The organism is Micromonospora maritima (genome assembly GCF_902825405.1).
GTDB lineage: Bacteria > Actinomycetota > Actinomycetes > Mycobacteriales > Micromonosporaceae > Micromonospora > Micromonospora maritima.
Map to the genome: position 1 here is coordinate 1 of NZ_CADEAU010000073.1, position 16,499 is coordinate 16,499.

Below are 16,499 nucleotides of genomic sequence, written 5' to 3' on the forward strand. Positions count from 1 at the left end.
GAGATCTACACCGCTCTGAACACTCTTTCCCTACACGACGCTCTTCCGATCTGGTTCCGGCCGCGCCCGCCGTGAACCAGGGCGCGGCGAGCCCGGTCGGCGACCGGCGGTCGGCGACCGGCCGGCGGCTCACCGACTCGACCCGGGTCAGCACCGACTCGGGTACCTCCACCTGGGCCACCGTGCCCGTGGCCGCGCGGTGCAGCTGTACCCGGATGCCGTGCCGGGCGGCCAGGTGCGCCACCACGTGCAGGCCCATGCTGCCGGCGGCCGCGCTGGACAACGTGGCCGGCACGGCGAGCCGTTCGTTGATCTCGGCCAACCGGCCGTCGCTGATGCCGATGCCCTGGTCGTGCACCCGCAGGAGCAGACCGTCGACGGTGCGCCGGCCGTCGACCAGCACCCGGGCGTCCGGCGGCGAGTAGACGGTGGCGTTCTCCAGCAGCTCGGCCAGCAGATGCACCAGGTTGCCGGCGGCCGCGCCGTGCACCGCGGCGGTCGGCACGTCGATCTCCACCCGGAGGTAGTCCTCGATCTCCGAGGCCGCCGCCCGCACCACGTCGTCGAGGAGCAACGCGCCCTCGTGGCCCCGGCCGGGCTCACCGCCGGCGAGGACCAGCAGGTTCTCGCCGTTGCGCCGCAGCCGGGCGGCCAGGTGGTCCAGCGCGAAGAGCCGGGCCAGGGCGTCCGGGTCGGTCTCCTCGCGTTCGAAGTCGTCGAGCAGCCGGAGCTGCCGGGTGATCAGGGTGCGGATCCGCCGGGCCAGCGCCTCGGCCATCCGGGTCACGTCCAGCCGCAACTCCGCCTGCTGGCCGGCGAGGCGCAGCGCGGCCCGGTTGACCGTGTCGAACGCCTCGGCGACCTGGGCCACCTCGTCCCGGCCCCGACGGATCCCGTCGGTCATCCGGGTCGCCGGAGCCTCCGCCGGCGCGCCCTCGCCCGCCGCGATCGCGGTGATCCGGTCCGGCAGCTCCCGGTTGGCCATGGTGAGCGCGGCGACGCGCAGGCGGCGCAGCCGGCGGCTGGTGCGGACCGCCAGCAGCACGGCGGTGACCAGTGAGCCGAGCGCGACCGTGCTGGTCGCGCCGGCGGTCAGCACCGCCCGCCAGCCGGCGGCGCCGGCCAGGTCGGCGGCGTCGCGGTCCAGCCCGTCGGAGAGTTCCCGGCCGAGCAGGTTGTACCTCCGGATGGCGCCGCTCTGCGCCACGTACCAGGCGTCGCCGTCGGTCCGCAGCGCCTCGGGCGCGCCGTCGGTGTCGAGCACGTCGTCGCGCATGCGGCGGGCGGCCGTCACGTCCGTGCCGTCGACCAGCCGGTACCAGGCGGCGTTCGCCGGGGCCGAGGCGATCCGGAGGAACTCGGCCTGCCGCTGCTCCCGCGCGCCCCGGAGCCGACCCAACCGGGCCAGCTCGCCCCGCTCCAGCGCGCCTCGGACGAACACCGCGCGGAGCAGGTCACGCTCCAGCGCCGACAGGTGCTCCTGGGCGGCCACCGACGCGACCTCGCGTGCCTCGTTGGCCAGGCCGGCGTCGCGGAGCTGGCTGGGCAGCGCGTCCGCGACCGCCAGCAGCGACTCGACGAGCGTCCCGTACGCCGGGTCGCCGCGTTCCCCGGCCAGCGCCAGCTCCCGGGCCGGGCCGAGCTGGTCGAGGCGGCCGTTCACCTCGTCGAGCACGCCGGCCAGGTCGGGGGCGGCGCGTCGGGCGTCACCGCCGGCCGAGCGGTAGCGGTCGACGGCGGCGTCCACCCGGCGTCGTTGCGCATCCACGAGCGGTCGGCCGGACGTGCCGCCGCGCTGGCGCAGCGCCGCCGTCTCACCGAGTTCCCGTTCCAGCTCGTGCACCAGCCGGACCGTCGCGGTGGCGGTGCCGGCGAGCACGCGGGCCCGGTCGGCGTCGGCGGACGCGTCCAGCGCGGCACCGGTCTGGGCCGCGCCCAGCACCACCAGACCGGCGGTCGCCACCAGGATCGGGGCGAGCAGTTGGACGCGGACCGACCGGAGACGCCCGGCGCGGTCCGCGGCCCGGTGGTGGCGGCGTACGCGGGTGGGGTGGGGCAGCGGCACGGGGGTCTCCCGGTCGATGTCGGTGGGCCGGGCCCGGACCCGGTCCGGGCCCGGCCGGTCGGGTCAGCTCGCGCCGAGGTCGGTGAGTGCCCGTTCCGCGCCCCGGTGCAGCGGCACCGGGTCGGTCTTGCGGGCGTTGCCCAGCTCGATGCCCTTGGCGGCCGGGTTGGCCTGGGCGAGGGCGTCCTTGCGGTCGAAGACGGTCCGGGTGATCGCGCAGGCCACGTCCGCGTCCAGGTTGTCCCGCACGAGCAGCACGTTGGGCACCACGATGGTGGGCACGTCGGCCGGCGTCCGGTAGACGTCCTTGCCGATGGTGCCGGCCTGGTAGGCCGGGTTCAGGCCGGCCATCGTCGGCAGCAGCGGGCTGATGTCGACGAACCTCACCTTGTCGCCGGCGGTGGTGAACAGGTCGGTGACCCCGCCCGTCGGTATACCGCCGGACCAGAAGAACCCGTCGATGCTGCCGTCCTTCATGCCGTCGACGGTCTTGGTCAGGTCGAGCCGCTGCGCCTGGACGTCCTTGGCCGGGTCGAGCCCGGCGGCGGTGAGCAGGCGGTTGGCGATGACCTCGGTGCCGGACTTGGGCGAGCCGGTGGAGATCTTCTTGCCCTTCATGTCCGCGACCGAGGTGATGCCCGCGTCGGCCCGTACGACCACCTGGGTGTAGTTGTCGTAGATCCGGGCCAGCGCCTTGACCGGCTGCGGCGCGCTGAAGCTGCCCTTGCCCTGCACCGCGTTGACCGCGGTGTCGAACAGGGAGAACGCCACGTCGTACTGGCCGGCGACGAGCTGTTCGACGTTCTGCACCGAGGCGCCGGTCTCGGCGGCCGTCCCGGTGAGCTTGCCGTCGGTGGTCTTGCTCAGCTCACCGGCGAGCGCGTTGCCGACCACGTAGTAGACCCCGGTGGCGTTGCCGGTGGCGATGCCGACCCGGGTGTCCTTGGTGACCTTGCAGGTGACGTCGCGGGCGGCGTCGTCGGTCGCCGCGCCGTCCTGTCGGCCCCCGCAGCCGGCGGCACCGGCGGCGACCAGGGCCAACGCCCCGATGCCCGCCGTCATCCGCGTGTCGATCCGTCTCACTCTCTGTCCTCCCCAGGGTCCACGGACTTCCAGACCGACGGGCGGCCGGCGCCACGTCGGACGTACACGCCCGCGACGGCCAGCGCGGCGAGCACCGCGCCGACCGCCACGGGCAGCGGTTCCAGCCAGAGCAGCACCAGCCCGGCGACCGCGGCGAGCAGCCGTTCCGGCGTCCCGGCCGGGCCGACGCCGGGCAGCCACCCGCCGGCCGCGACGGCCAGCACGGCGACGCCCAGCGCACAGACCGCGCCGGCCAGCACGATCCGCCCCACCCCGCCGATGCCGAGCAGGCCGAGGCCGGTCGGGGTGATCACGAAGGCGAGCGGGATGAGGTACGCCGGCAGCGCGTACCGCAGGGTCTGCCACATGGTCGGCACGAGCCGGCCGCCGGTGACCGCGGCGGCGGCGACCGCGGCCAGCGCGGTCGGCGGCGACACCTCGGACAGCACCGCGAAGTAGAAGACGAACATGGCGGCGGCGGGGGCGGCGACGCCCAGGTTCAGCAGCGCCGGGCCGATGATGACCCAGCCGATCACGAACGACGCGGTGACCGGCACGGCGAGGCCGAGCAGGCTGAGCGCGACCGCGGCGAGCACGGCGGTGAGCGCCAGCACCACTGCCGGTTCCGAGCTGACCGACTGCGCGCCGGAGATCAGCAGCGCGGCGGCCTGCGGGCCGAGGCCGGTCTTGGTGGTGGTGGCGGTGATGATGCCGGCCGCGGCGCACACCGCGCTCACCGCGAGCACCCCGCGTACGCCGTCGCGCAGCGCCGCGACCAGCCGGGCCGGGGTGAGCCGGTGCCGACGGTCCAGGAACGACAGCACGGCGGCCAGCGCGGTGGCGGTCACCACCGCACGCATCGCCGAGGCGCCCAGCGCCAGCACCACCACGATCACGAGCAGGGAGAGGAAGTGGTAGCCGAAGCGGGCCAGCAGCCGCCACGCCGAGCCGGTGTCGATGACCACCGGGCGCACGCCGGAGCGCCGGGCGTCGATCTCGACCGAGAGCAGGATGCCCAGGTAGTAGAGGACGGTCGGGACGGTGGCCCAGCCGAGCATCTGGAGGTAGGACACGCCCAGGTACTCGGCGATGATGAAGGCCGCCGCGCCCAGCGTCGGCGGGGACAGGATCGCGCCCACGCCGGCGGCGGCGAGCATGCCGCCGGCCCGCTCGGCGGGATAGCCGGCGCGGCGCAGGATCGGCCAGGTCACCGCGCCGATGCTCACGGTGGTGGCGGCACCGGAGCCGGAGACGGTGCCGAGCAGGAAGCCGGAGGCGACGGCGGTCCGCCCGGCGGCGGTGCGGGAGCGGCGGAACGCGGCGGCGGAGAGCTCCACGAAGAACCGGCCCGCGCCGGAGAGGTCGAGCACCGCGCCGTAGATGGTGAACAGCACGATGTACGACGCGGCCACGTCGAGCGGGGTGCCGTAGAAGCCGCTGTCGGAGTTGTAGAACGCGTCGACCAGCTGCCCGAAGTCCAGGCCCGCGTGGGCCACCGGCCAGGACTGGGGGAGCAGCCCGCCGTAGTAGCCGTAGCCGAGGAACACCAGGCACACCGCCGGCAGGATCCACCCGGTGGTGCGGCGGCAGGCCTCCAGCAGCAGGAGCAGCAGCCCGGTGCCGAACGCCACGTCGAGCGGGTCGAGCAGGCCCTGCCGGTCGAGGAACGCGTCGTAGCCGCCGCCGCCCGCGCCGAGCGTCACGGGCAGCACCGGGTAGAGGCAGACCAGGAGCGCGGCGAGCGCGAGGGTCCAGTCGACCGCCGTCGGCCCGGTCCGCCCGGTCGCGGCCCGCCGGATCCGCACCCCCGAGGGGTACGCCAGGAAGACCATCGGCAGTACGCCGGCGAGAAAGATGATGAGGTAGTACTTGCTGCCCTGGGGAAGCGGGAAGAACACCTGCCAGAGGGTCAGCAGCGCGACCGCGACGGTGACTCCGGTGAAGAGCCGTCCGACCGGTCCGGAGAGCGTCCGCCCCGGTTTCTCCTCCTCGAATCGCGCGGCCAGTTCGCGGGTGTCCGGGTGCATCCCGCCCCGGGTGTGGTGGTGCGTCTCGCCCGGCCCGTCGTCGGCCCATGCCGGATCGCCGACCCCGCCCTCGTCCGGCGGGAGCGGCACCGGGCCGGAGTCCACTTCGGACCCCGTAGGCCCGTCGGTGGGCGGGCGGGGTGACGGGGGAGTGGAGTCGGAAGGGCGAACGGGTGGCACGAGGGGGCACGATACGCGAATGCCCCACATGATGGAAACATTGCCGCTCGTGATTGCATTGAGTGACGGAATGAGCTTTTGCTCACTCACCGCACACCCTTTTCGAATCGATTTCGCAATTGTTCGGCCACAAAGGCGAACCCGTCTTCCGGGGTCGCTCCACTATGGTGAGTTAGGCCCGCTTCCAACGATGAAATGAGTCAATCACGGAGCGTAGTTGCGGTCACGCAACGTGCAGACGTCCGGGTTGTCGGACCGGACGGTTAGGGTCGGGCGGTGACCATCGGGCAACCACTCATCCAGGCGCGGGGGCTGGTGAAGCGGTTCGGCGACTTCACCGCCGTCGACGGCATCGACGTCGAGGTCCGCCGCGGCGAGGCGTTCGGCTTCCTCGGTCCCAATGGTGCGGGCAAGTCCTCCACCATGCGCATGATCGGCTGCATCTCCCCGCCCTCCGGCGGCGAGCTGCGCATCCTCGGGCTCGACCCGGTGCGCGACGGCCCGGCCGTCCGGGCCCGGCTCGGCGTCTGCCCCCAGCTCGACAGCCTCGACCCCGAGCTGACCGTCCGGGAGAACCTCACCACCTACGCGCGCTACTTCGGCATTCCGCGCCGGGTGGCCCGCGAGCGCGCCGCCGAGCTGCTCGACTTCGTCCAGCTCACCGAGCGGGCCGAGAGCCGGGTCGACCCGCTGTCCGGCGGCATGAAGCGACGGCTGACGATCGCCCGCGCGCTGGTCAACGACCCGGAGATCGTGCTGCTCGACGAGCCCACCACCGGCCTCGACCCGCAGGCCCGGCACCTGGTCTGGGAACGGCTGTTCCGGCTCAAGCAGCAGGGCGTGACGCTGGTGCTCACCACCCACTACATGGACGAGGCCGAGCAGCTCTGCGACCGCCTGGTGGTGATGGACGGCGGCCGGATCGTCGCCGAGGGATCACCCCGGGCCCTGATCGAGCGGCACGCCACCCGCGAGGTGGTGGAGCTGCGCTTCGCCGGTGACTCACAGGAGGCGTTCGCCGGCAAGCTCGACGGGCTGGGCGAGCGCGTCGAGGTGCTGCCCGACCGCATCCTGCTCTATGTCTCCGACGGCGACGCCGCGGTGGCCGAGGTGTCCGCGCGCGGCCTGGACCCGGCCGGCGTGCTGGTCCGCCGGGGCAGCCTGGAGGACGTCTTCCTCCACCTCACCGGCCGCACCCTGATCGACTGACGCCCGCGCCGTTTGTCCGGCGGAGCCGTGGGTAACCGCGGCCGACCGGCCGGACAAAGCACTCCAGGGGTACGACATGACGAAGAGCGGGGACGACCAGTACGAGCGAGGGCTGGCGGCGCTGCGGGAGGCCTCCGGCGACGCCGCGCAGCGGCTCCTCGACGCCCTCGCCGACGTCTCGCCCGAGTTGAGCCGCCGCTCGGTCGCCTGGTCCTACGGCGACCTCTACGTCCGGCCCGAGCTGACGCGCCGGGACCGGGAACTGCTGACCCTCGGCATCCTCACCGGCCTCGGTGGCGCCGAGGCCCAACTCGAGGTGCACGTCGACGGCGCGCTCAACGCCGGGCTGACGCCCTCGGAGATCGTCGAGGCGCTGTTGCAGGCGGTCGTCTACTGCGGCGTGCCGAGGGCGGTCAACGCCACCCTGGTCGCCAAGAAGGTCTTCGCCGAGCGCGACCTGCTGCCGGTCCGCCCGACTCCGGCCGGCTGAACCACCGTCGACCGGCTCCGGCCCGCCGTGCCGGCGGCGCCGAGGTCCCGCCGTCGGGGTGGATCGTGCTGGCGCCCTGTCGTACCCGCCCGGTAGGAAGGTCGGCGGAGGTGGTGCGGGTGACGGCGGTGACGGGTCGGACCGCGACGGGCCTGCCGCGGGTGCCGGCGGTGGCGGTGTGCGCGCACTTCCTGGTCAACTACCGGCGCACCTGGCGGGCGGGCGTCTTCTCGTCCTTCCTGCTGCCGGTGCTCACGGTGGTCGGTTTCGGCTACGGCGTCGGGGCCTACGTCGACCAGGGCGTGGGCGGGGTGCCCTACCTGTGGTGGCTGGTGCCCGGCCTGATCGCCTCGACCACCCTCCAGGTCGTCGTCGCCGAGTCGACCTGGCCGGTGCACAGCAACTTCAAGTGGGTCCGCACCTACCACGCCCAGGTGGCCGCGCCGCTGCGCACCGGTGACATCGTCGCCGGTCACCTGGCGTTCGTCCTGCTTCGGGTGCTCACCAGCGTGGTGGCGTTCCTGCTGGTGGCCGCCGCGTTCGGGGCGCTGCGGTCGCCCTGGGCGGTGGCCGTGGCGCCGATCGCCCTGCTGCTCGGCCTGGCGGTCGCCGCACCGGTCTTCGCGTTCAGCGCGTGGGTGCCCAGCGACAGCTACCTCGCGTTGCTGTTCCGGTTCGCGGTGATTCCGATGACGCTCTTCTCCGGGGTGTTCTTCCCGGTCGAGTCGATGCCGGCCGGGCTGCGGCCGATCGCCTGGGCCACGCCGCTCTGGCACGGCGTGGACCTGTGCCGGGCCGCCACCCTGGGCGTCGCGCCTCAGTGGTCGGTCGCCGGCCACCTGCTCTATCTCGCCGTCTGGGCCGCCGTCGGCTGGTGGCTGGCGCTGCGGGCGTTCCGCCGTCAACTCGTCGTCTAGGGAAGGGGTGTCGTGGTCGGTCTCCCCCTGCCCCGGCTGGCCGGCGTCACCGGCGCCCGCCGCTCCGCCGCGATCGCCGAGCGCAACCTCACCGCGCTGCGCAGCGCCTACTGGCTGGTGCTGGTCTCCGGCTTCCTGGAGCCGGTGCTCTACCTGCTGTCGATCGGCATCGGGGTGGGCGCGCTGGTCGGCGACCTGACGCTGCCCGGCGGTGCGGTGGTGTCCTACGCGGCGTTCGTCGCGCCGGCCATGCTCGCCTCGTCGGCGATGAGCGGCGCACTGTCCGAGACCACCTTCAACTTCTTCGGCAAGATGAAATACATGAAGCTGTACGACGGGGTCATCGCGACCCCGGTGCAGCCGTTCGAGATCGCCCTCGGGGAGTTGGGCTGGGCGATGGCGCGGGGCGGCCTCTACTCGGCCGCGTTCCTGCTGATCATGGTGGCGCTCGACCTGACCACCGCGGCCCGGGCGCTCGTCGCGTTCCCGGCGGCGGTGCTCGTCGGGTTCGCGTTCGGCGCGCTCGGGATGACCGTCGCCACGCTGCTGCGCAGTTGGCAGGATTTCGACCTGATGGGCTCGGCCCAGTTCACCCTCTTCCTCTTCTCCGGCACGTTCGTGCCCGCCGAGGCCTATCCGGCGGCGGTGCGCTGGCTGGTCGAGCTGACCCCGCTCTACCGGTCGGTGCACCTGATCCGCGGCGTGTGCGTGGGGGAGTCCGGCTGGTCCTGGCTGCTCGACGTCGCCTACCTGGTGGCGCTGACCGCCGGGATGCTGGCGCTGGCCTCGCGGCGAATGGGCAGGTTGCTCTACCTCTAGCTGGTTACCGGGCCCGGCCTCGGGGCAAGTCGTGCAGGACGACACGACGACCAGGGAGGTGCGATGGCCACCGACGAGTCTCCCGCCCGCGAGGGGCGCGAGCGCACCGGGCCGGTGGGTCCGGACGACGGTCCGGACAGCCCGACCGACCTGCCGGGCCCCGGTTGGGTGGCGACGCTCAAGCGGACCGTCCGGGAGTTCCAGGACGACAGCCTGACCGACTGGGCCGCCGCGCTTACCTACTACGGGGTGCTCTCGATCTTCCCGGGCGTGCTGGTGCTGATCTCGGTGTTGGGCCTGCTCGGCGATCGGGCGACCCAGGGCGTGCAGGACACGGTCAACCAGGTGGTGCCGGAGAAGAACATCCGCGAGATCATCGAGAGCGCGATCACCCAGGCCGGCGACTCGGGCGGGCTGGCGAGTGTCGCGGCGGTGATCGGTCTGGTCGCCGCGTTCTGGTCGGCCTCCGGCTACGTGGCCGCGTTCATGCGCGCCTCGAACAGCATCTACGACGTGCCGGAGGGGCGGCCGATCTGGAAGACGCTGCCGATCCGCCTCGGCGTGACCGCCGTGATCGGCGTGATGCTGCTGGCCAGCGCCGTGATCGTGGTGTTCACCGGCGGGCTGGCCGAGCAGGCGGGCGACGCGATCGGCCTCGGCTCGACCGCCGTCACGGTGTGGAACATCGTCAAGTGGCCGGTGCTGCTGGTGCTGGTCAGCCTGATGTTCGCGATCCTCTACTGGGCGTCGCCGAACGCCCGGCACGGCGGCTTCCGCTGGGTCAGCCCCGGCGGCGTGCTCGCGGTGGTGCTCTGGCTGGTGGTGTCCGGCCTCTTCGCGCTCTACGTGAGCAACTTCGGCTCGTACAACGAGACGTACGGCGCCGTGGCCGGCGTGATCATCTTCCTGGTCTGGCTCTGGCTGAGCAACATCGCCATCCTGCTCGGCGCGGAGTTCGACGCCGAGCTGGAGCGCAGCCGCGCCATCGCGGCCGGGCACCCGGCCGACGAGGAGCCCTACGTCGAGCTGCGCGACGACCGCAAGCTGCGGAAGAAGCGCAACGCGCCGACGCCCCGCTGACCACCCCCGCGTCGCCCCGCCCGGAGAACCGGGCGGGGCGACGCGTTTTCATGATCCGGAACACGCTTTTGTTCATATGGACAAAAGTTTCCATCGGTTGTGCCGAAGCTATGGACACGTGACCCGGAAGGCTCCTACTGTGTCGGACACGACACATCGCCGTTGCGTCGATGTGACCGAATCCGATGCGGAGGTGAGCGCCGGTGCGGACGGTCGACCCCCTGCACGTGCGGCTCCTGCGGCTGCTCCGGGACGAGGGCGCGGTCTCCCGTGCCGAGCTCGGCGACCGCCTCCAGATGCCCCGCCCGCGCCTGCTCGCCGAGCTGGAACGCCTGGTGGCGCTCGGCTACGTGGCCGAGGCCGGGCTGGCCGCCTCCCGCGGCGGGCGCCGCTCCACCCTGGTCGAGCTGAGCCCGCGCCTGCGCTTCGCCTCGGTCGACCTGGGCGCCAGCTCGATCGACGTCGAGGTGGTCAACGGGCGGTTGGAGCCGGTGACGGCGTACACCGAGCCGGCCGACATCCGCTCCGGCCCCAAGGTGACCCTGCAACGGGTGAACGAGCTGCTGCACAAGGCCCGGGTGGACGGCGCGTACGAGCGGTTGGACGCGATCGGCATCGGCGTGCCCGGGCCGGTGAGCTTCCGCGACGGGGTGCCGGTCTCCCCGCCGATCATGCCCGGGTGGGACCGCTTCCCGGTCCGTGAACTGCTGACCCGTGAGCACGGCTGCCCGGCGGTGGTCGACAACGACGTCAACATCATGGCGATCGGCGAGCGGCACGGCGGCGTCGCCCACTCGGTCGACGACTTCCTCTTCATCAAGATCGGCACCGGCATCGGCTGCGGCATCTACCTGCACGGCGAGGTCTATCGGGGCACCGACGGGTGCGCCGGCGACATCGGCCACATCCAGGTCGACCCGAACGGCCCGATGTGCTCCTGCGGCAACGTCGGCTGCCTGGAGGCGGTGTTCAGCGGCGCGGCGCTGGCCCGGGAGGCGACCGCCGCGGCCCGCGCCGAGGTCTCGCCGGCCCTGGTCGAACGGCTCGCCGCCCGGGGCGCGGTGACCGCGCTCGACGTGGCCCAGGGCGCGGTCGAGGGGGACGTCACCTGCATCCAGCTCATCCGCGACGGGGGCCGGCGGGTCGGCAGCGTGCTGGCCGGCCTGGTCAGCTTCACCAACCCGTCGATGATCGTGATCGGCGGCGGGCTCGCCCAGCTCGGCCACATCCTGCTCGCCGAGATCCGCAGCGTGGTCTACCGCCGCTCGCTGCCGCTGGCCACCGGCAACCTGCCGGTCGTCCTCTCCGAGTTGGGCCCGCGCGCCGGCGTCGCCGGCGCGGCCGTGCTGGCCAGCGACGTCGCGTTCGGGGAAGCCGCATGAGCGAACGCACCGAGCGCAGCGAGGGCCGTGAGGGCATGCCCGGCCAGCCCCGCATGAGCGAACGCACCGAGCGCAGCGAGGGCCGTGAGGGCATGCCCGGCCAGCCCCGCATGAGCGAGCGCAGCGAGGGCCGTGAGGGCATGAAGGAGGTCGAGGTGAGCACGAAGGAGCCGCTGGTCGAGGCGCCCGCCGACGCCGTCGCGGGCGAGGTGGTGCTGCGTCTCACCGACGTGGTCAAGACGTTCCCCGGCGTACGCGCGCTGGACGGCGTGCAGCTGGAGGTGCGGGCCGGCGAGGTGCACTGCCTGCTCGGGCAGAACGGCGCCGGCAAGTCCACCCTGATCAAGGTGCTGGCCGGGGTGCACCGGCCGGACTCCGGCGAGGTGGTGTGGCGGGGCGAGTCGGCGGCGTTCGCCAACCCGCAGGCCGCGATGCGCGCCGGCATCGCCACCATCTACCAGGAACTCGACCTGGTCGACGACCTGTCGGTGGCGGAGAACGCGTTCCTCGGTCACGAGCCGCGCCGGTTCGGCTTCGTCCGCCGGGGGCACATGGCCCGGCGTACCCGGCAGATCCTGGCCCGGCTCGGTCACCCGGAGATCCCGCCGGGGCGGCTGGTCCGGCACCTGCCGGCGGCCGGCAAGCAGATCGTGAGCATGGCCCGGGCGCTGTCCCACGAGGCCCGACTGATCATCATGGACGAGCCGAGCGCGGTGCTGGCCCACGACGAGGTGGGCAACCTGTTCCGGATCATCCGGGAACTCACCGCGCAGGGCATCGCGGTCATCTACATCTCCCACCGGATGGAGGAGATCCGCGAGATCGGCGACCGGGTCACCGTACTCAAGGACGGCCGGACCACGGCGGCGAGCCTGCCGGCGCGCGAGACCCCGACCCGCGACCTGGTCGCGCGGATGACCGGACGGGCCATCGAGTACGTCTTCCCGCAACGCCCGGCCGCCGACGGCACCGGCGCGGAACTGCTCCGGGTGGACGGCCTGACCCGGCACGGGGAGTTCGCCGACGTCTCGCTCGGGGTCCGGGCCGGGGAGATCGTCGGGATCGCCGGGCTGGTCGGCTCGGGCCGCTCGGAGCTGCTGGAGACCATCTTCGGCGCCCGCCGGGCGCAGGCCGGGACGGTCCGGGTCGACGGTCGGGTGCTGCGCCCCGGCAGCGTCGGCGCGGCGGTGCGGGCCGGGATGGGGATGGCGCCCGAGGAACGCAAGAGCCAGGCCCTGCTGCTCGGTGAACCGATCTACCGCAACGTCACGCTCGCCACCTTCGGCCGGTACGCCCGCCTCGGCTTCACCGACGCGGCGCGGGAGCGGGCCGAGGCGGACCGGGTCGCCGCATCGCTGGAGCTGCGGCCCCGGGACGTACGCCGACCGGTGCGCACCCTCTCCGGCGGCAACCAGCAGAAGGTGGTGGTCGGCCGGTGGCTGCTCGGGGAGACCCGGCTGCTGCTGCTCGACGAGCCGACCCGGGGCGTGGACGTCGGCGCCCGGGCCGAGCTCTACCAGGTCATCCGCGACCTGGCCGCCCAGGGCGTCGGAGTGCTGCTGGTCTCCAGCGAGGTGCCCGAGGTGCTCGGCCTGGCCGACCGGGTGCTGGTCATGCGGGAGGGTCGGGTGGTCCGCGAGGCACCGGCCGGCGAACTCGACGAGAACACCGTGCTCGACCTCGTCATGGCGGGGTCCCTCATGGAAGGCGCACCGGCATGAGTGATACCGATACCGCCCTGCCCGCGCAGTCGCTGCCGGTGGACCGGGCGGAGACCGCCAAGGCCGACGCCGCGGCCCGGCTCTCCTGGTGGCGCGGCGACGGCGGCGAGGGCGCCAAGCGCAACCTCGGCCTGCTCGCCACGCTTGTGGTGCTCGTCGTCATCGGCATCCTGACCCGCCCGGACCTCTACGGCGACCCGAACTGGGTGTGGGGCAACACGCTCACCATCCTCAAGCTCGCCTCGGTGGTCGGCGTGGTCACCGTCGGGATGACCTTCGTGATCATCGGTGGCGGCATCGACCTGTCGGTCGGCGCGATCGTGGCGCTGGCCGGGGTCTGGTGCACCACGGTGGCGACCCAGAGCTACGGTGCCGGCGGCATGATCTTCACCGCGCTGACCGTCGGACTGGCCGTCGGCGTGGTCAACGGGCTGCTCATCTCCTACGGCCGGCTGGTGCCGTTCATCGCCACGCTGGCCATGCTGGTGGCCGCCCGAGGGCTGGCCGCGGAGATCTCCGACAAGCAGACGCAGGTCTCCACCAGCTCGTTCATCAACGGCATCGCCACCACCAAGATCCTCGGCATCCCGCTGCTGGTCTACATCCTGGTCGCGGTGGTCGCGGCCGGCTGGGTGCTGCTCAACCGGACCACGTTCGGCCGCCGCACGGTGGCGGTCGGCGGAAACCCGGAGGCGGCCCGGCTCGCCGGCATCAACGTCCGGCGGCACACCGTGCTCCTCTACGCGCTCTCCGGCCTCTGCTGCGGCATCGCCGCGGTGATGCTGACCGCGCAGGCCACCTCCGCCCAGGCGGCGATGGCGAACCTCTACGAGCTGGACGCGATCGCCGCCGCGATCATCGGCGGCACGCTGCTCAGCGGCGGGCGGGGCACCATCATCGGTTCCCTGCTCGGCGTGATCATCTTCTCCACGATCACGAACCTCTTCGCCATCAACAACCTCTCCGCCGAGGCCCAGAACATGGTCAAGGGCGGCATCATCGTCGCCGCCGTCCTGGTCCAGCAGGTGCAGTTCCGCAGCCTGACCCAGTTCCTCGCCCGCAACCGGGCCACCACCACCTGATTCCACCGCGTACGCCGGCCGCCGTCGACCCGACGGTGGTCCGGCCCACCGCACCCGAAAACGCCCCCACCACCTCATCCAGGAGGTCGTCATGAGAACACCGCGCCACGACCTGTCCCGCCGCCGGCTGCTCTTCGGCGGGGCCGCGGTCTCCGCCGGCGTGCTGCTCGCCGGCTGCACCAGCAACGAGCAGTCCCCGACGGAGGCGCAGACCAAGGCCGCCGCGAACAACGCCAACACCGAGCCGGGCAAGAAGGTGACCATCGGCTTCTCCGCCCCGGCCGCGGACCACGGCTGGATCGCCGCCATCACCAACAACGCCAAGGCGCAGGCCGGGGCGTACGGGGACGTGGAGCTGAAGTCGGTGGAGGCCGGGGCGGACGCGGCGGCCCAGCGGGCGGCGCTGTCCACGCTGATCTCCCAGAAGCCGGACGTGATCGTCCTGCTGCCGCACGACGGCAAGGAGCTGAACGCGTTCGGCCTGGAGGCGATGAAGGCCGGCATCCCGGTGGTCAACCTGGACCGGGCCTTCCCCGACGCGCGGGCCTACCGGCTCCAGATCAAGGGCGACAACTACGGCATGGGCGTCGCCGCCGCCACCTACATCGCCGAGCAGCTCAAGGCCAAGGGCGTGAGCAACCCGGTGATCGGGGAGATCCCCGGCATCGAGTCGCTGGAGCTGACCCAGGAACGGTCCAAGGGCTTCGCCGACACGCTCGCCTCCTTCGGGCTGAAGGTCGCCAACCGGCGACCGGCCGAGTTCACCGTGGACTCCGGACAGCAGGCCGCCACCGGCCTGTTCCAGGCGCTGCCGAAGATCGACGCGGTCTGGAACCACGACGACGACCAGGGCATCGGCGTGCTCGCGGCGGTCAACCAGGCCAACCGCAAGGAGTTCTTCATGGTCGGCGGCGCCGGCTCGAAGAAGGCCATGGAGGACATCACCGCCGACAACACCGTGCTCAAGGCGACCGTCACCTACAGCCCGTCGATGGCCTCCTCGGCCATCTCCCTGGCCCGGTTGATCGGGCAGGGCAAGGGCATGTCCGACCTGGTGGAACTCCAGGTACCGAAGGAGATCGTGCTCTCCTCCGAGACGATCACCAAGGAGAACGCGAGCAACTACCTGAAGCTCGGGTTCTGACACACGGGGGGAGACCCACCTTGTCCACTCACGACAGGATCCTGCGGGTCGGCATGGTCGGCTACGCGTTCATGGGCGCCGCGCACTCCCAGGCGTGGCGCACCGTGAACCGGGTGTTCGACCTGCCGGCGCGGGTGCGGATGACGCTCGTCTGCGGCCGGGACGAACCGAAGGTGGCCGAGGCCGCCGACCGGCTCGGCTGGGACGGCTACACCACGGACTGGCGGCGACTCGTCGAGTCCGACGAGATCGACGTGGTCGACATCTGCACGCCGGGGGACAGCCACGGCGAGATCGCGCTGGCCGCGCTGGCCGCGGGCAAGCACGTGCTGTGCGAGAAGCCGCTGGCCAACACCGTCGCCGAGGCCCGGGAGATGACGGCCGCCGCCGTCCGGGCCCGGGAGTCCGGGGTACGCGCGATGTGTGGCTTCAACTACCGGCGCGTACCCGCGGTCGCCCTGATGCGGCAGCTGGTCGCCGACGGGCGGCTCGGCGAGATCCGGCACGTCCGGGCGGTCTACCTCCAGGACTGGATCGTCGACCCGCAGTTCCCGCTGGTCTGGCGGTTGCAGAAGGACAGGGCGGGCTCCGGCGCGCTCGGCGACATCGGCGCGCACATCATCGACCTCACCCAGTACGTGACCGGCCAGCACATCACCGGCGTCAGCGCGCTCACCGAGACGTTCGTCCGCCGGCGTCCCCTGGTCGCCGGGTCGAGCGGCCTGGCCGCCCGGGCCGACGGCAACGGCAGCGGCACCGGCGAGGTCACCGTGGACGACGCGGCGGTCTTCGTGGCCCGGCTCGACAACGGCGCGCTCGCCACGTACGAGGCGACCCGGTTCGCCACCGGCCGCAAGAACGCGCTGCGGGTCGAGATCAACGGCTCCCGCGGCAGCGTGGTGTTCGACCTGGAACGCCTCAACGAGCTGGAGTTCCTGGACGCCACCCGGCCCGCCGCCGAGCAGGGCTTCAGCCGGATCCTGGTGACCGAGGCGGACCACCCGTACCTGTCGGCGTGGTGGCCGCCCGGCCACATCATCGGCTACGAGCACTCCTTCACCCACCAGATGCGGGACTTCGTCGAGGCGGTCGCCACCGGGGCCGACCCGGCGCCGTCGTTCGCCGACGCGTTGCAGGTCCAGCTCGTGCTCGACGCGGTCACCCGCTCGGCCGAGCGGGCCGCCTGGACGGAGGTGGAGCCCGCCCTGGCCCAGGTGTAGGGCGAGGCCCCGCCCCGCCTCCGGTCGAGGCGGGCCCGGCCCGACACACCGGCGCGGCGCGGCAGCGCCGCCGACAGCCT

The 16,499-nt window shown here is 72.8% G+C and carries 12 protein-coding genes; 10 read left to right on the forward strand and 2 right to left on the reverse strand.

Features of this window, described 5'->3' with window-relative positions; genetic code table 11:
* Positions 1 to 2,128: 2,128 nt before the first annotated feature.
* Both HUW36_RS10200 and HUW36_RS10205 read right to left on the reverse strand, forming a co-directional pair.
* Positions 2,129 to 3,148 (reverse strand): TAXI family TRAP transporter solute-binding subunit, encoded by a 1,020-nt coding sequence (locus tag HUW36_RS10200; protein WP_174527909.1) that lies wholly within the window; start codon positions 3,146 to 3,148, stop codon positions 2,129 to 2,131.
* Positions 3,145 to 5,265: a TRAP transporter permease gene (locus HUW36_RS10205; RefSeq protein ID WP_425487232.1), complete on the reverse strand. Its 2,121-nt coding sequence runs from the start codon at positions 5,263 to 5,265 to the stop codon at positions 3,145 to 3,147. Before HUW36_RS10205 ends, HUW36_RS10200 begins: the two co-directional genes overlap by 4 nt.
* Positions 5,266 to 5,631: 366 nt before the next feature.
* On the opposite strand from HUW36_RS10205, the gene HUW36_RS10210 reads away from it, so the two are divergent.
* The 10 genes from HUW36_RS10210 (at position 5,632) to HUW36_RS10255 (ending at position 16,419) form a co-directional block, all read left to right on the forward strand.
* On the forward strand, positions 5,632 to 6,564 hold the full coding sequence (locus HUW36_RS10210; RefSeq protein ID WP_174527911.1) for an ABC transporter ATP-binding protein: 933 nt from the start codon (positions 5,632 to 5,634) through the stop codon (positions 6,562 to 6,564).
* 76 nt (positions 6,565 to 6,640) lie between these two features.
* Complete coding sequence (locus HUW36_RS10215) at positions 6,641 to 7,054, forward strand: carboxymuconolactone decarboxylase family protein (RefSeq protein ID WP_174527912.1); 414 nt, start codon at positions 6,641 to 6,643, stop codon at positions 7,052 to 7,054.
* Positions 7,055 to 7,173: 119 nt separating this feature from the next.
* Positions 7,174 to 7,971 carry an ABC transporter permease gene (locus HUW36_RS10220; protein WP_174527913.1) on the forward strand — a complete coding sequence of 266 codons (798 nt, stop codon included), beginning with the start codon at positions 7,174 to 7,176 and terminating at the stop codon, positions 7,969 to 7,971.
* Between the two features lie 12 nt (positions 7,972 to 7,983).
* Positions 7,984 to 8,790 (forward strand): ABC transporter permease, encoded by an 807-nt coding sequence (locus HUW36_RS10225; RefSeq protein WP_174527914.1) that lies wholly within the window; start codon positions 7,984 to 7,986, stop codon positions 8,788 to 8,790.
* A 63-nt stretch (positions 8,791 to 8,853) separates the two neighbouring features.
* Entirely contained in the window at positions 8,854 to 9,870 is a 1,017-nt protein-coding gene (locus tag HUW36_RS10230; protein WP_174527915.1) for a YihY/virulence factor BrkB family protein, read from the forward strand.
* 203 nt (positions 9,871 to 10,073) lie between these two features.
* Complete coding sequence (locus HUW36_RS10235) at positions 10,074 to 11,252, forward strand: ROK family protein (RefSeq protein WP_174527916.1); 1,179 nt, start codon at positions 10,074 to 10,076, stop codon at positions 11,250 to 11,252.
* 140 nt (positions 11,253 to 11,392) lie between these two features.
* Complete coding sequence (locus HUW36_RS10240; protein WP_246248043.1) at positions 11,393 to 12,973, forward strand: sugar ABC transporter ATP-binding protein; 1,581 nt, start codon at positions 11,393 to 11,395, stop codon at positions 12,971 to 12,973.
* Entirely contained in the window at positions 12,970 to 14,055 is a 1,086-nt protein-coding gene (locus HUW36_RS10245; RefSeq protein ID WP_174527917.1) for an ABC transporter permease, read from the forward strand. The genes HUW36_RS10240 and HUW36_RS10245 overlap by 4 nt, the downstream gene beginning before the upstream one ends.
* A 91-nt stretch (positions 14,056 to 14,146) precedes the next feature.
* Positions 14,147 to 15,199, forward strand: coding sequence for a substrate-binding domain-containing protein (locus tag HUW36_RS10250; RefSeq protein WP_174527918.1), 1,053 nt, complete (start codon positions 14,147 to 14,149; stop codon positions 15,197 to 15,199).
* 20 nt (positions 15,200 to 15,219) lie between these two features.
* The gene (locus HUW36_RS10255) at positions 15,220 to 16,419 is read left to right on the forward strand and encodes a Gfo/Idh/MocA family protein (RefSeq protein ID WP_174527919.1); all 1,200 of its coding nucleotides are present in this window, start codon (positions 15,220 to 15,222) and stop codon (positions 16,417 to 16,419) included.
* Positions 16,420 to 16,499: the final 80 nt, after the last annotated feature.

Coding starts and splice junctions, on each gene's coding strand:
- HUW36_RS10230 (WP_174527915.1), top strand. CDS start 8,854: ATGGCCACCGACGAGTCTCCCGCCCGCGAGGGGCGCGAGCGCACCGGG.
- HUW36_RS10215 (WP_174527912.1), top strand. CDS start 6,641: ATGACGAAGAGCGGGGACGACCAGTACGAGCGAGGGCTGGCGGCGCTG.
- HUW36_RS10250 (WP_174527918.1), top strand. CDS start 14,147: ATGAGAACACCGCGCCACGACCTGTCCCGCCGCCGGCTGCTCTTCGGC.
- HUW36_RS10240 (WP_246248043.1), top strand. CDS start 11,393: ATGAAGGAGGTCGAGGTGAGCACGAAGGAGCCGCTGGTCGAGGCGCCC.
- HUW36_RS10245 (WP_174527917.1), top strand. CDS start 12,970: ATGAGTGATACCGATACCGCCCTGCCCGCGCAGTCGCTGCCGGTGGAC.